Annotated in this window: 17 protein-coding genes and 1 tRNA gene; 6 read left to right on the top strand and 12 right to left on the bottom strand. The window is 65.0% G+C overall.

Annotated features, from left to right (window positions below):
- Positions 1-110 precede the first annotated feature (110 nt).
- Entirely contained in the window at positions 111-557 is a 447-nt protein-coding gene (locus AC07UC_RS00475) for a pyridoxamine 5'-phosphate oxidase family protein (protein ID WP_494903384.1), read from the bottom strand.
- A 339-nt stretch (positions 558-896) separates the two neighbouring features.
- Here AC07UC_RS00475 and AC07UC_RS00470 point away from each other — a divergent pair, with 339 nt between their 5' ends.
- Positions 897-1,163, top strand: coding sequence for a GCG_CRPN prefix-to-repeats domain-containing protein (locus AC07UC_RS00470; RefSeq protein ID WP_140775586.1), 267 nt, complete (start codon positions 897-899; stop codon positions 1,161-1,163).
- A gap of 72 nt (positions 1,164-1,235) precedes the next feature.
- Here AC07UC_RS00470 and AC07UC_RS00465 read toward each other — a convergent pair whose 3' ends face one another.
- From AC07UC_RS00465 to AC07UC_RS00430, 8 genes are all read right to left on the bottom strand, one after another.
- Positions 1,236-2,474 carry a DUF1501 domain-containing protein gene (locus AC07UC_RS00465; RefSeq protein WP_494903382.1) on the bottom strand — a complete coding sequence of 413 codons (1,239 nt, stop codon included), beginning with the start codon at positions 2,472-2,474 and terminating at the stop codon, positions 1,236-1,238.
- Positions 2,475-2,520: 46 nt separating this feature from the next.
- A complete protein-coding gene (locus AC07UC_RS00460) occupies positions 2,521-4,053 on the bottom strand; it encodes a DUF1800 domain-containing protein (protein ID WP_494903380.1) in 1,533 nt (510 codons plus the stop codon).
- Positions 4,054-4,182: 129 nt separating this feature from the next.
- Positions 4,183-4,461 carry a GCG_CRPN prefix-to-repeats domain-containing protein gene (locus AC07UC_RS00455; RefSeq protein ID WP_494903378.1) on the bottom strand — a complete coding sequence of 93 codons (279 nt, stop codon included), beginning with the start codon at positions 4,459-4,461 and terminating at the stop codon, positions 4,183-4,185.
- 109 nt (positions 4,462-4,570) lie between these two features.
- Complete coding sequence (locus AC07UC_RS00450) at positions 4,571-5,026, bottom strand: periplasmic heavy metal sensor (RefSeq protein WP_140775578.1); 456 nt, start codon at positions 5,024-5,026, stop codon at positions 4,571-4,573.
- Entirely contained in the window at positions 5,023-5,469 is a 447-nt protein-coding gene (locus AC07UC_RS00445; protein WP_494903376.1) for a hypothetical protein, read from the bottom strand. Before AC07UC_RS00445 ends, AC07UC_RS00450 begins: the two co-directional genes overlap by 4 nt.
- A gap of 119 nt (positions 5,470-5,588) precedes the next feature.
- Positions 5,589-6,125, bottom strand: coding sequence for an RNA polymerase sigma factor (locus AC07UC_RS00440; protein WP_202324714.1), 537 nt, complete (start codon positions 6,123-6,125; stop codon positions 5,589-5,591).
- A 45-nt stretch (positions 6,126-6,170) separates the two neighbouring features.
- Positions 6,171-6,599, bottom strand: coding sequence for an EF-hand domain-containing protein (locus AC07UC_RS00435; protein ID WP_494903374.1), 429 nt, complete (start codon positions 6,597-6,599; stop codon positions 6,171-6,173).
- 222 nt (positions 6,600-6,821) lie between these two features.
- Positions 6,822-7,010, bottom strand: coding sequence for a YodC family protein (locus tag AC07UC_RS00430; RefSeq protein ID WP_056569801.1), 189 nt, complete (start codon positions 7,008-7,010; stop codon positions 6,822-6,824).
- Between the two features lie 429 nt (positions 7,011-7,439).
- Between AC07UC_RS00430 and AC07UC_RS00425 the strand changes: the two genes are divergently transcribed.
- Positions 7,440-8,126 carry a class I SAM-dependent methyltransferase gene (locus tag AC07UC_RS00425; RefSeq protein ID WP_494903372.1) on the top strand — a complete coding sequence of 229 codons (687 nt, stop codon included), beginning with the start codon at positions 7,440-7,442 and terminating at the stop codon, positions 8,124-8,126.
- A complete protein-coding gene (locus tag AC07UC_RS00420; protein ID WP_494903370.1) occupies positions 8,126-8,371 on the top strand; it encodes a DUF4031 domain-containing protein in 246 nt (81 codons plus the stop codon). Before AC07UC_RS00425 ends, AC07UC_RS00420 begins: the two co-directional genes overlap by 1 nt.
- Positions 8,372-8,449: 78 nt before the next feature.
- Here AC07UC_RS00420 and AC07UC_RS00415 read toward each other — a convergent pair.
- Positions 8,450-8,525, bottom strand: a tRNA-Thr gene (locus AC07UC_RS00415).
- 289 nt (positions 8,526-8,814) lie between these two features.
- Here AC07UC_RS00415 and AC07UC_RS00410 point away from each other — a divergent pair.
- Complete coding sequence (locus AC07UC_RS00410; RefSeq protein ID WP_494903369.1) at positions 8,815-9,960, top strand: hypothetical protein; 1,146 nt, start codon at positions 8,815-8,817, stop codon at positions 9,958-9,960.
- 11 nt (positions 9,961-9,971) lie between these two features.
- Here the strand turns inward: AC07UC_RS00410 and AC07UC_RS00405 are convergent, their stop codons facing one another.
- Together AC07UC_RS00405 and AC07UC_RS00400 are read right to left on the bottom strand one after the other, a co-directional pair.
- Entirely contained in the window at positions 9,972-11,573 is a 1,602-nt protein-coding gene (locus tag AC07UC_RS00405) for a cisplatin damage response ATP-dependent DNA ligase (protein ID WP_494903367.1), read from the bottom strand.
- A 4-nt stretch (positions 11,574-11,577) separates the two neighbouring features.
- Complete coding sequence (locus AC07UC_RS00400) at positions 11,578-12,585, bottom strand: ligase-associated DNA damage response exonuclease (RefSeq protein ID WP_494908868.1); 1,008 nt, start codon at positions 12,583-12,585, stop codon at positions 11,578-11,580.
- 153 nt (positions 12,586-12,738) lie between these two features.
- Between AC07UC_RS00400 and AC07UC_RS00395 the strand changes: the two genes are divergently transcribed.
- The gene (locus tag AC07UC_RS00395; RefSeq protein ID WP_494903365.1) at positions 12,739-13,653 is read left to right on the top strand and encodes a methyltransferase domain-containing protein; all 915 of its coding nucleotides are present in this window, start codon (positions 12,739-12,741) and stop codon (positions 13,651-13,653) included.
- Positions 13,654-13,784: 131 nt separating this feature from the next.
- Positions 13,785-14,147: a hypothetical protein gene (locus tag AC07UC_RS00390; RefSeq protein ID WP_494903364.1), complete on the top strand. Its 363-nt coding sequence runs from the start codon at positions 13,785-13,787 to the stop codon at positions 14,145-14,147.
- The last annotated feature ends 139 nt before the right edge of the window (positions 14,148-14,286 follow it).

The following is a 14,286-nucleotide window of genomic DNA, read 5'->3' as shown; positions in this document are numbered from 1 at the left end:
CAGCGTGATTGCGGCGCGCGATTCCGTCCAGGGTCGCGACGCCGCCATCGGCCCGATCCGCCGCCTGCGCGAGGCGGCGCCGGGCGCAAGCACCGAACGGTGGACAAGACCTATTCGCTTGCTTCCCGTCCAGAAACCTTTTCGACAAGGATCCGGAAAAAGACGTGCGGCAAGCTTTCCGACACGGGAGGCGTGACGGGCTTGAGCGCGCCAGGCTCCCACCAGTCCACGTGCTTGCTCAACACCGACCATGCATGGTCCCGTTGAACCTTGTGGCCGATCCGGTCCGGCAGTTCCTCATAGCGGCCGTCGACAATCACGCTTCTCCATCCGCGCCCCTTTGTATGTTCTTCCACCTGGGCGCACACCAGGGGATTGGCCCGCATCCAGTCGATCTTCTTGCCCAGCAGGGAGAATGCATAGAGGTGACTGTCGGCGTAGGCGTAGTTGAAGGACACGACGTAGGGCTGTCCGTCCTTCACGCATGCCAGATGGCCCGTGCGGTTGGCCGCCAGCAATTTCGTGCATTCCAAAGTAGAGAGCGTGCGGATCATCATAGGTGTGATCTCCTGGTCTTACCTGGCCTTCAACCTGAGCATATCTGTCAATTGGCTTCCATCAACCCTAGCGCGGGACCTGTCATCGCTCATTGATCTGGATCAATCTGCCATGCTGCAAAGGTCGAGGCCTGCCCTGTCAATGACGAAGCCGCGCCGCCATCGATCGAAATTTTCGACGGGCGCAGCCGGTATGAATCGCGAGGCACTGTGTGCCGAACCTCTGTGCGCCCGGAACGCTGTGCCGATCTGACGAAGATGTGATCCGTCCCGCTGCGACGGGTTTCGGCCGTGCGCCGCGTTTCACGGTGGTTAGGGACGAAACCACGGAGACAACGCATGTTCACAAAATACTTGCTGCCCCTTGCACTGGCGGCCGGCACTTTGATGCTGTCCGGCGCCGGCTCTCAGGCCATGCCGATGGCCGCGCCAAGTGCCGCGCCGCCGCCGATCGAAACCGTCGGCTGGCGCTGCGGTCCCGGCTGGCACATGAACCGTTGGGGCAATTGCGTGCCGAACCGCCGCATGATGATCCGGCCGGCGCGCCATTGGCATCCCGGCTTCTGGGCCCACCACCGTTGGCACCCCGGCTATTGGGGCTGGTGATCCCTCGAGCGATCAGACGGGCGATCGGAACACCCGCTCCGGAAACGGCGCGGGTGTTTTTCGTTCAAGCCATCAGGCAACGAGATCCCGCATCGGCTTCACTTGCGCGGACTCGGGAAACACCTTGTCGCCGAGCACGGCCGCCGAAAGGCCGAACTGGTCGGCGAGCAACCCCTTCAGCACCGCCCTGACATCGCTGGTCGGGGCCAGATCGCGCTGCTGGTAAAGCTGAGCCGGCTTCAAGCCCGGCCAGTCGGTGATGACGCGGCCGCCCTTGATCGCGCCGCCGGCGAGCAGCACCACCGTGCCGGTGCCGTGATCGGTACCGACCGTGCCGTTGATCTGCGCCGTGCGCCCGAACTCGGTGATGGCGACGATCGCCGTGTCCTTCCAGCGGTCGCCCAGACCTTTCTCGAACTCCTCGAAGGCGCCGTCGAGGCCGCCGAGCAGCGTGGCGAGCCGGCCTGTCGCGCCACCTTCGTTGACATGCGTGTCCCAGCCGTCAAAGGCCAGTGCCGCAACACGCGGACCGTCATCGGCCGCGATCAGCTTGGCGGCGCCTTGCGCGGCCTGCCGCATGCCGGCGGCACTGTCGAGGCCGCCCTTCGGCTTCATTGCCTTGGCGCCCATCTGGTCGTCCAGCGCCATACGGTCGGCATCGAGGCCTTTTTGCAGCGCCACCGCCAGCACCGGATCGCGATGCTGGTAGAGATCGAGAACCCGCGCCGCGAGGTCGCCGGCCGGCTCCGGCAGGGATTGCGGCGCCCAGCCGAGTACGGGGGCAGCCCCACGGATCACCAGCGGCGTCGACGGGCCGACGGCGAGACCACCAAGCGCGGCCACGCGATCGCCCGCCGGCAGGCTTTCCAGCGCCCGGTTGAGCCATCCGGTGGCGACATGGCCGGGTCCGGCAAAACCGCTTTCCAGCACATCCTGCCCGTCGAAATGCGAGCGTTCGCGATAGCCCGTCGCGGCCGCATGCACCACCGCCGCCTGGCTTGCCTTGAACAGCCGCGCGAACACGGGCATCGCCGGATTGACCGCGAAGAAACCATCGAGCGGCAGCGCCGCGTGCGGGCCGGTGAGCGACAAAGCTATGTCGCCATGCAGGCCCGCATAGTCGGGATCGCCGACCGGGCCGACCGCCGACAGGCCGTCGAGCGCGCCGCGCAGGACGATGACGATCAGGCGTGGGTCGCGATTGTCGGCGGCGCGGGCGAAGCGGGGCAGATAGGCCCAGGCAAACAGCGCGCCGCCGGCCATCAGCACGGCGCGGCGGGAGGGATGAGGGGTTTCACACAGCAGGCTCATGACTTGGTCTCCATGGGAGTTGTCGGCGCCGGACCTATCGCTCGACCTATCGTCTCTGGAATTCGGGCGCCATCAGCAGCAGCGCCAGGCCTTGCTGCTTGGACTCGGCACGGGCGATCGCCTGCCGCGTCTCCGGCGAGGCGGAAGGCCCAATGACGGCGTCGAGCATGTCGCTGGGATTGCCTATGTCCTTGACCTGGCGGGCCGCCTGCCAGGCGATGTCGAGGCGGACCTTCATGCCTTCCGCCGACGCCCAGCTGTCCGCCTGGTCGGAAAAGCCGTTCGGTCCCGGTGGCTGCCAGAGCGGCTCGCCCAGCGCGTTAAGCCAGCCGAGCGATTGGCCGGGATCGTTCGCCGGACCCGGGCCGACCGCCCGCCGGATGGCGGCGATGTAGTCGAACGGCGAGCGCATCTTGGCCAATGGCGTCGACCAGGCCTCCGGCATATCGATGAGCGTCGAGGCCAGTGCCCTGAGATTGCCGTCGCTCTTGGCGAAAACCTTGGCCAGCCGCGCCACCGCGGCCGGCGGCGGATCGTCGGATATGAAATGGCGGGCGAGCTCGGTGGCGATGTGCTGCGCCGTTGCCGGGTGGCTGGCGATGTCGTTGAGTGCCGCCTCGGCCTGGGCCATGCCCCCGGCCGGATAGGTCTTGCCGAGCAGAACCGCGTCACCCGGCTCATGCGCATTGGCGTTGAAGACGGAACTGCCGGGCTCACCCAGCCGACCTTCGCGCCCGGCCATCGTCCAGCCGGTCAGGATGCGCGCAAAGCTGGTGACATCGGCTTGGGTATAGCCGCTGCCGACGCCGAGCGTATGCAGTTCCATGATCTCGCGGGCGAGGTTCTCGTTGAGGCCGCGCTGGCGGTTCTTGCCGGCGCGGGAATCCGGGCCGATCGACTGCTGGTTGTCGAGATAGAACAGCATCGCCGGATGCCGCTCCACGGCCATCAGCATGTCGGCGAAACGGCCGAGCACGAAAGGGCGGATCGCTTCCCGTTCGAACGCACCGGCGCTCGCCCGCACGATGTTGTCCTTGGCCACGGAAACGCAGAAATGGTTCGACCAGAAATAGACCAGACGTTCGACAAAGCCGGCATCGGCCCGCAGAGCCTTGTCGAAGCGCGCCTGGGCTTCGGCGCGGAACAGCGTGGCCTCGACCGGCGGAACGGCTGGCTTTGGCGGGGCGGCGGGCGACGGCATGGGTTGGACGGGCGCGACCCGCACCGGTGTGCTCTGGACCGGCTTGGGCTGGACCGGCGCAGGCATGTTCTGGATGCTCGCCGTTGCCATCGCCGGCGGTGCCGCGGCCATCCGCTCGCGGTCGAGCTTGCGCTGGACATTTGCCGCCATGCTGGCCTGGATAGCCGGCGTGCTGCCCAGCAGGCCGGCATAGGCCGGATCGTCAAGCGGGATCAGGGCGACGTCGGGTTGCCGCAGTTCCGCCTTCAGATAGCCGTGCGGGTCGCCGGCAATCCTGTCGCGGTCGCCGGGCCTTGCCCCGAGCCCGAAGCGGTTGAAAGCGACAAGGGTCGGATCTGGGGTCGGATCTGGCGGGGAAGAGGAGGCCGGGATAGCCAAGTCAGCTCTCCATTGCTGGGACTTCCGGCGAGCAGCGCCTGAAGCCCGTTCGAGCCGGTTCGTGCCTGCTTAGCTGGGATCATGGGGCCGCGCGGTGGGCGGCCCCATGGCCCTTACCAGCGATGGCCCTTACCAGCGATGCCAGCGGTGCCAGTGGCGGTGCGGATGCCAGGCGTAATAAGCCGGGCCGTGCCAATAGTAATAGCGGGGATAGACCACCACGCGATTGGGCACGCAGCGCCCCCAGGGATTGGGGTGCCAGCCGGGGCCGCAACCCCAGGCGACTTGCTCCACCACCGCCGGGGCGGCAAGCGGCGCCAGCGGCATTGCCGAGGACGCCGCGACGGTCGCAGCCGTTCCGGTCACCGCGAGAGCGGCGGTGATCGCGTATTTTGCCAGATAGTTCATGACCAAACTCCGAAGTTGTCCGAGGTTGAAACCTGTCGGTGCCAGGTGGTCCGGCAGATCCTGCCCTTCATCTCGTTAAACGGGCGCCATCGGCATTTTCCGTCGGTCGTCACGGCGATTTTTTTGGCGTTGCGGATGGCTGCGTCCCGCTGCGTCTCGCGAGGCCCTCGGCCAGCATGTTGCGATCCTCGGTGGACGCTGCTGCCGCGAACTCGACGATGCGCTGCTCCAGCCGCGTGCGCACGGTGACGTCGGCATTGCGGGCCCGCTCGAGCGCGGCCGACAGGGCCGCCGTGTCGAGGACAGGCTGCCGCAGCAGGTCGGCCGCCTCGCGCCTGGCCTGCTGGCCATCGCGAATGATTTCGCGCGACTCTTGGCGGACCTCGCGCAACGCCTTTCGGAACAGCGTGCGCTGCTGGTCGGGCAGGCGGCCGCCGGCCGCTTCCAGCGAATAGCCCTGGGCCGGCTTGCCGCTTCTTATCCAGACGGCTCCGCCGGCAAGCGCACCGGCCAGGAAGACATTCAACACCACCGACGCGATGAGGAGGTTGCGGCCGGTGCTCATAGGTCTTCCTCGATCGTGTCGGGTCCGGCGTCGCCGAAGGCCGTCGCGTTGGCGTCGAGCACATAGTGATCGGGCTGAACCTCCGGCGTAACGACGGTCACCAGGGCCAGTCCGGCGATGGCGCCGGCCAGCCCGATGCCGGCCAGCCCCAGCCCGAGCCACCAGAACCGCTGACGCCGGCGCCGGACGATGTGCCGGCCGGCGGTCCGCAGGATGGTGTCGTGCAGTGTCTTGCCGGGGTGCGCGACGCCATAGCTGTCAAGCAGGGCGTCAAGCGAGCCGGCATGCCGCGAAATGGCCTGGCCCGCCTCGGTTGAAGCGAAAATGGTGGCTGCCTCACGCTCCGCTTCCGGCCAGCGCCGCGGATCGCCGCCATAGGCTTCGGCGAGCGCCGCGAAGCGCTTGGCATCCATTGCCGGGCCGTCCTCGATGTCTTCAGCCATGTGTTTTCCCCTTGCCCCTTGGTGCCGCGTGCCCACGCGGGTTGGAAACGAGGCGGACCGGTCCCCACCGGACGCCCGCAAGGCGCGATGAATGTCCGGCATCCATGATCGCCCCTTTCTCAGTCATGGACGCCGTCCCTGGCCAGAATCATCTGCAAGGACCGACGGCCGCGCGAAAGCAGGCTTTCCAGCGCATCGACGCTGATCTCCAAGGTCGCGGCCGCCTCTATGTTGGACATCTCCTGGTAGTAGACCAGGATGATGGCCTCGCGCTGGCGCGGCGCGATCGCCTGCAGGGCTTGCTCGACCCGATGTGGCTCTTCGCGGGCGTCGGGAAGCGGGGCAGGGTCGGCCATTTCCGGCAGATTGTCGGTCACCACCTCGCGGCGCCGACGCAACCGGTCGTAGCAAAGGTTGAGCGTCACCCGGTGGATCCAGCTGTCGAAGCGCGCATTGCCGCGCCGCCAGCTGGAGGCATGACGCCAGATGCGCACGAAGGTTTCCTGCGCGACGTCCTCGGCCTCCGCCGCGTCGCCCAGCATGCGCACGGCAAGTGAAAGGATGCGCGGCAATTTGCGCGCGACGAGCGTCTGCACCGCCGCGGGATCGCCAGCACCGACACGACGAACCAGCTCCTCGTCCGGATCGGCGCTCATCGGCTCGCGCACTCCCGATATCCATCACGCGTCATAGCCTCTTGGTCATTGCTCCGGCTTGGGAGCGGATTTGTGGCCTGGCATCTCGTCGGCCGTCAGAACGCCGTCGCCATTCTTGTCCAGCTTGGCAAAACGCTTGGCGAAGAACGCATCGAGCTCGGCGCGATCGATGAAGCCGTCATGATTGGAATCGATACGCGCGAAGGATTTGGCGGCGTCTCCCTTGACGTTGCGCTTGGCTTGAAAGGCTTCCCATTCCAGGAGGCTGATCTTGCCGTCACCGTCCGTGTCGGCGGCCATGACCGCCTTTTCCCGCCGCTTCTGGAACTTGGCCAGCGTGAGTTCAGACTTGGCATTTGACGCCGCGGGAGCGGCGGCTGGCGGCGTGGCAGCCGGGGGCTGTGTCGCTGTCTGGGCGAGAGCCGCGACGGTCAGCAGGCTCAAGGCAGCGGCAAGGATCGAACGGCGTATCATGCTTCGGCGTCTCCGGTTGGCGCGTCGGCCACGGCCCATGCCATGGTCACGCTTCAACCGTTAAACGCCGAGACCGGGAAAATCCGTCGGTCGCCTGTACCGATCTCTTCGATTGCGATGCCGACTCGGCATCGCTCCCGAGAGCGACCGCCGTGACGCATTATTCCCGCGCCGCCTGAATTCACGCCGGGCCGGCCACCACTCCTGGCGGACGGGCAGGGATTACGCCGGTTGATCGGCGGCGACCAACTGGTCGGGTTTGAAGCCCGCATGCTGCGGCGTCCAAACGTCACCTTCCTTGTTGAACCAGTGACAGAGGTACATGCCGGAAGCGGCCCCATCGCTGACCGTCATCCTCGGCCCTCCCGACTTCAGCTTGACGACGTCTCCGGTCTTGAAAGTGTTGGGCATTTTGGGCCTCCCATGCTGAGGCCCGCGAGTTTCCCACCAAAGCTGAGTCGCGACAATGGCGGATATGGATCGCCGGCGACGCGCTCCACCACGCAGACCGTGGTGCATGTGCCAATTGCGGCACCGCCTCATTGACGCGCTCGGGGTAGAAGATGGCAGGCCGCCGGGGTCTGCATGATTTGAATAGCCGCCTTCATGCGCAAGTACGCGGGCAAGCGCTTCTTTTTCACGGGAAACAGCCGTGATTGTTCCTTTCGGATGATGATCGGCGGATGGAAAGCTGGGGCCTGGGTACCGACGAATTGCCGGGGCGGCGCACTTTGCCAGCGGCAGGGACGTCGGTTCAGATCCAACATTGACGCTGAAGCGGCGTCAATATAACTGGCGATCGTGAGCCGCGCTAGATCGCCGCAAATAGAGGAGTTAGCAGTGGTCGATTTTGCTAAGTGGTACGAAGGGAAAGAATTTTCCTCCGATTGGACGTCAAATAATTTCCATCTCTGGAGTGCTTGCCTTGCAAGTATGCGGGATCGACCTCTCAACATCTTGGAAATCGGATCTTGGGAAGGACGTTCCGCGATCTTTTTTCTTGAGTACTGCCATCTGTCGCGGATTACGTGCATCGATCCGTTCGCTGGAGAGCAGAACGAATACGTAACTTTGGCCGGTGGATTTGCCCAAGTAGAGCAGCGCTTCGATACCAACACGGCCTCGTATGCCGGGCGCGTCACAAAGCTGAAGTCGATTTCCAGCAAGGCATTGATCGACCTGCAGGGCCAAAAAAGATCTTACGACCTGATCTATATCGATGGTGCCCACGACCGGGACGCGGTTCACGTCGATTCCCTTCTGGCGTGGCCTCTACTCAAGAATGGCGGGACCATTATCTGGGACGATTACGCTTGGGAACGGCAACAACCGATCGAAACGAGGCCGGAAGAAGCCATCAATGTTTTCGTGGCTTCCAGACGCAAGGAAATTAAAGTTCTCCATGCCGGGCACCAAATCGTAGCGCAGAAGGTCGATGGCGGAAGGTTCGATGTCCGCTCTGCCATCAACTCTTTCATTCTGCGGACGCTGCGGCAACGCAAACGATCCGTCAAAGCGGCTAGATAGTGGTCTACGTCGACCGGCCGCGCTGGCGCCTTGGCCGGATGGTGATGTGCCATATGGCGGCCGATTCACTCGCCGAGCTTCACGCTATGGCCGAAGCCCTCGGGGTCCGCCGATGGTTTCAGGACAAGCCAGGCCGTCCCCACTACGACCTTTCAAAGGCCACTCGGGCGCGGGCCATCGCTCTAGGCGCCCGCGAAGTGTCCAGCCGAGTCCTTGTCGAGGCGCTACAAAGGGCGAACAAATGACCCCGAAAAATGTTGGCATGGTGTTGGCAATGCGTTTTCGCTCTATGCCTCGGGAACCCGCAAACCCTTGGGGAATATTGGTGCCGCTTGCGTGACTCGAACACGCGACCCCCGCATTACGAATGCGGTGCTCTACCAACTGAGCTAAAGCGGCCCGGGAGGCCGAGGCCTCCAAGATGGGCTGGGTGATAGACTCAACCGGCCACGAATTCAAGATGCGACTTGGCAATTCTGCACGAGCGCCCAACACGGTCGAAATCAGGGTTGGGGTGTCGCTGCCTGCGAAGAATCGCCGGGATAGTCCGATTTTATTTGCCGGAACATCGCCAAGATGGACTTTCGACGGCCCGTCGAGGCAGAATGCAGCCGCACGCCCGTTGATTGATTGGTCGCCTACGGCTAACCATCAGGGAAGATTGGTGCAATTTGCAGAGGGATCTCGCTTGGACGCCATCGAAAAAGCGATCCGGAACGCCTTGGAGAAGGGCAATGCCGAGGACCGCGCGTTCCGCGAGAGGGTCTATCGGTCGGCCTTTGCCGCGCTCGATCGTGCGCTCCAGGCCAATCCCGGCGTGACCGTGGAAGTCGCCATCAAGCGCCGCAAGGCGATCCAGGCGAAGATCGCCGAAATCGAATCCGAGTTCCTGCCGGCGGTGCCGGATGCTGGTCCGCAGGTCGATGCCCCGGCGGTCGAGCCCGCGGCCACCGCGGCGCCCGCGATCGAGATCGGCGACAGGACGCCGCCGCCCGCGGTCGCCGTCGACGGGCCCGCGCAGCCCGCATCCGACGCGCCGCGCTCGCGCGTGCTGCCGGTCGTTCCCGACATCATGCCGGACGCCACGCTGCCCGGGGCGCCGGCCATCGACATGTCCGTTCCTGCCGCTTCGGGAGCCGCGGCGGAAGTGGCGCCCGATCGCGACGAGCGCCGCATTCGCGGTCGTCGCCTGCCGCTGACCGCCATCTTCTTCACCGTGACCCTGCTTGCGGCGATTGGCATCGGCCTGTTTTTCGCTATGCAGACCGGCGTATTCAAGACTGCCGCCCAACTCGATACGGCACCGCCGGAGGCGCCGCCAACCGTGGAGGACGACGATTTCACGCCGGCCGACGGCGCCAACGCGCCGGCAAAGCCCGGTGCCGCGGACCAATCGCGGGACTGGATCAATGTGTTCTCGCCGGCCGATCCGACGCATGTCGCCGCCCCGTCGGACGCCAAGGCCGAGGTGATGAAGGACGACACCGGTCCGTTCCTGCGCATCCGGTCCGGCGCCTCCGGCTCGGCGATCGCCTTCGATGTCGGGCAAGGCGTGCTGGAGAAGCTGGCCGGCAAGCATGCCGTGTTCGATATCATTGCCCGCGCCGAGGACGGCAAGGACACGCAAATCTCCGTCGACTGCAATTTCGGCGAACTTGGCGACTGTGGCCGCAAGCGCTATGCGGTCGGCCAGCAGCGCAACGAATATCTGTTCGACGTGCAGTTCCCCAACAAGCGTCCGGGTTCGGCCGGAACCATCGCCGTCAATTCCGATTTCGACAAGCAGGGCAAGGCGGTCAACATCTACGAGATCCGCGTCTCGATCGAGCCTTAGTCGGCTGGAACTCAGCGATCGAGCAGCGCCTGCAGCGTCTCGATGCGGTCGGCCTCGTTGGCCGGCTTGTCCCAGCGCAGCCGTGAAATGCGGGGGAAGCGCATGGCGACGCCGGATTTGTGCCGGGTCGAGCGGTTGAGCCCTTCGAAGGCGACTTCCAGCACCAGGCCATTGTCGCGGTCCGCCCGCACCGAGCGCACCGGGCCGAAGCGCTCGACCGTATTGTCGCGGACATATTTGTCGATCTGCTTCAGCTCCTCGTCGGTGAAGCCGAAATAGGCCTTGCCCACCGGCACCAGTTCCTCCTCGCCCTCGGGTCCGGACCAGACGCCGAACGTGTAGTCGGAGTAGAAGCTCGAGCGCTTGCCATGGCCGCGCTGGGCATACATCAGGACGGCATCCACCGTGTGCGGATCGCGCTTCCATTTGAACCATGGGCCTTTCGGCCGCCCGGCGACATAGGGCGAATCCCAGCGTTTCAGCATCACGCCTTCGATGATCGGGTGCGGCGGCGCGCGGCGCATCTCCTCCAGCGCCTGCCAATCGGCGAAGTCGACAAAGGGCGACAGGTCGAAGCGGCTGGGGTCGAGCGTCCTGACGAAGGCTTCGAGGCGGCCGCGCCGCTCGCGGAAGGATAGCCCGCGCAAATCCTCGGCGCCGATCTGCAGCAGATCGTAGCAGCGCATGAAGGCCGGATATTGCTGCTGCATCTTCGGCGTCACCGTCTTGCGGTTCAGCCTCTGCTGCAAATCCGAGAACGTTCCCGTCGCCTGTCGGGGATCGCCAACCAGCAACTCGCCATCCAGCGTCGCGGAAAAATCCATCGCGTCGGCAAGGTCGGGAAAGGCGCCGGAGACATCGTCGCCGGTGCGCGAGTAGAGCCGGCGGATGCCGCCTTCCGCTACTGCCTGGACGCGGATGCCATCCCATTTCCATTCGGCCGCATAGTCCGCCGGATCGAGCTTTTCCAGGTCGCCGTCGCCGACCGGGTTCGACAGCATCACCGGCCTGAACAGCGCCATCGCCGTGTTGCGGGGTTTTTCAGCCTTGCCCTCCAGCCACGCGAACAGCGCCGTATAGGGCGGCGACAGCCCGTGCCAGAGTTCCTCGATTTCGGCGACGTCGACCTTGCCGAAATCCGCCAGCGCCTGCTTTGCGAGCCGCGCCGACACACCGATGCGCAGGCCGCCGGTGACCAGCTTGATGATGGCGAAGCGTGCCGAAATGCCGGCGCTGTCGAGCAGCCCGGCCAGCACCTTCGGTCCGTCGGAGCGGCTTGCCGCCTGCAACCTGGCCACGACCTCGCCGAGCGTCGGTTCACGGTTCGGGATATGTCCCGGCGTTTGCGGCCAGACCAGCGACACCGTCTCGGCCAGATCGCCGACATAGTCGTAGGAATAGCCGAACAGAACCGGGTCCATGCGCTCGGTGACAAGGATGCGCAGCATCGCCGGCTTGACCGCGGCGATATTCAGATCGCCGGTGATGGCGGCGAGCGCCAGGCCGCGATCCGGGTCCTCGACACTGCGGAAGTAGTCGACCAGCAGAGTCAGCTTGCCGTTGCGCGACGGCGTCAGCACCAGGCGGTCGAGGAGTTCGGCGAAGCGGTTCATGCCCTCAATCGCCCTCGTCCTCGTAGCCCACAAGATGCAATGGCCGGGCGGCAATGCCTTCGAGTTCGCACCAGCGCACCAGTGCTTCCTCACGGCCATGCGTGACCCAGATTTCCTCGGCGCCGGTCTCCTTTATGGTCGCTGTGAGCTCGTCCCAGTCGGCATGGTCCGAGATGATCAGCGGCAGTTCGACACCGCCCTGCTTGGCGCGCTGGCGGATGCGCATCCAGCCGGACGCGAAGCACGAGATCGGATCGGGGAACCGCCGCGCCCAGCGGTCGGCGAAGGCCGATGGCGGGCCGACCACGATGGCGCCGGCGAAATCCCCTTTGCCGCCTTCCACCGTCGCCGGTTCGAGTATGCCGAGGTCGATGCCCTGGCTTTGATAGTACTCGCTGAGCCTGGTCAGTGCGCCATGGATATAGAGCGGCCTGTCGTAGCCGGCGTCGCGCAACAGCCGCATCACCCGCTGCGCCTTTCCCAGCGCATAGGCGCCGACCAGATGCGAGCGTTCGGGAAACTGCGCCGCCGATTTCAGCAGGCGGGCGATCTCTTCCGTGTCGGGCGGGTGGCGAAACACCGGCAGGCCGAAGGTCGCCTCGGTGATGAAAACGTCGCAGCGGATTGGCTCGAACGGCACGCAGGTCGCATCCTTTCGCCGTTTGTAGTCGCCGGAGGCGACGATACGCATGCCCTGATGTTCGACCGATATCTGTGCCGAGCCCAGCACATGGCCGGCCGGATGGAAGCTGACGCTGACGCCATTGAGGACGATCGTCTCGCCGAGCCGTGCCGGTTGCGTCGTGCCGGCAAAGCCCTCGCCATAGCGCAGCCCCATGATGTCGAGCGTCTGCTGCGTCGCCAGCACCGAGCGGTGGCCGGAACGCGCATGGTCGGAATGACCGTGGGTGATCAGCGCCCGGTCCACCGGCCGCACCGGATCGATGAAGAAATCGCCCGGCGGGCAGTAAAGGCCTTCGGGCCGGGGATGAAGCAGGTCGCTGGCGCGCATGGTCTGCAAGATAGGATATAATTCCGCTGCGGGAAGCCTGTCGTCGGAGACTGCTGACTCTCCTGGCAAAGAACGTTCAATTCGGTTCAGCTTCCGCACCCTTTGCATTACAGAGATGGCGGCCCGGCTGCCTCCGCCGGCGGAACCGCTATCATGAAGCCGTTGCAGACCTCATCGGGCGATTTGAACGCTGATCGCCGTGCCGACTATGCCGAGATGCTCTTTGCCTCCGGCGACCACGTGGCGGCGGCCGAGCTCCTGCTCGGCGCATTGGAATTGGCGCCGCAATGGGCAATGGGCTGGTTTCGCCTTGGCGAGATGCAGGAGGCATCAGGCAGGCTCGACCTGGCGACGCAGGCCTGGGTGATGGTGCTGAACCTGGATCCAGCCGATCGCCAGGGCGCGGCCCTCAAATTGCAGCTGATCGGCAAAGCCCCGGTTTCCAGCGCGCCGCCCAGCGCCTTTGTCGAAACGCTGTTCGACCACTACGCCGAGACATTCGAAGAGATGCTGGTCGGCAAGCTCGACTACCGGTTGCCCGAAGCCCTCGAACGGATGATTCGCAAGGCAAGATCGGGCCGCTTCCGTCTGGCGCTCGACCTGGGCTGCGGCACCGGGCTGATGGGCGAGAGGCTGAGGCCGATCGTCGACCGGCTGGAGGGGATCGACATCTCGGCCAGGATGCTGAAGAAGGCGCGGACGAAAGGCATCTATGACACGCTGACAAAGGCTGATCTGCAGGGCTTCTCCCACTCAGGCGAAAACCCCGATCTGGTGACATCGGCCGACGTCTTGATCTATGTCGGCGCACTCGAAGGCCTGATCGGGAGGGTCGCCGGTGTGCTCGCCGGCGGCGGCCTGTTTGCTTTCTCTGTCGAGAGCCTCGCAAGCGGCGACTTCGCGCTGCAGCCCTCGCGGCGCTATGCCCATTCCGACAGCTATGTCAGGCGGACACTCGAGGCCAACGGGCTTTCAATCCTGGCGCTGGAGCCGACGACCATCCGGCAGGATCGCCGCGAGCCCGTCAAAGGCTGGGTCGTCTTGGCCCTGAAGGCTCACGCCGATTGAAGCGTGCATGATCATTGCGCGGTGAATCCCGTCACCGCTCCGCGCTGCTGCGAAAAAGTCCGATTTGCGTGCGCGACTGATATTTGCGATCTGGTCGCGTCAGGGGCGGGATATCAGGAGGAGCATATCGGATGCGCTGGAACATGATGGTCTTGGCCTCTTGCCTGGCAATGGCCGGCTGCGTTGGCAATTCGATGTCCGAGCGGCAGGACGCCAACATAGAATCCTCCCTGCAATACGACACCGTGCCGTGCGATCAGTTGCTGGCGCAGCGCAATGGGTTGGCACAGCAGTACAATCTTGCGACGACCGTGAAGCCGACCTTCTCCAATCCCGCGATGGGTTTCGGTCCGTTCACGCCCGACATGCGCTCCAAGGCCCAGCGCGACAGCGACAAGGCGACTGGCGAGATCGACGCCATGAACCGGTCCATCGACCGCCGCGACTGCGGCAAGCCGGACAATCAGAAGAAGAAGTTCGCTCTGCCGGGCTGACGATCCCGACACACCGTATCGGAGAGCCGCCACCCGTGCGGTCCCTTACGTGTTTCTCCGCCGCAAGCGGGGCTCGATGCACTTCGTTCCTTTGCACGACAGTGACGGTTCGCCGCCGTTTGATGCGATCTGATGGAGC

It is taken from the genome of Mesorhizobium sp. GW821-FHT04C10, assembly GCF_059420305.1.
The sequence above is the reverse complement of the archived record's forward strand: the minus strand, read 5'-3'. Positions and strand labels throughout refer to the sequence as shown.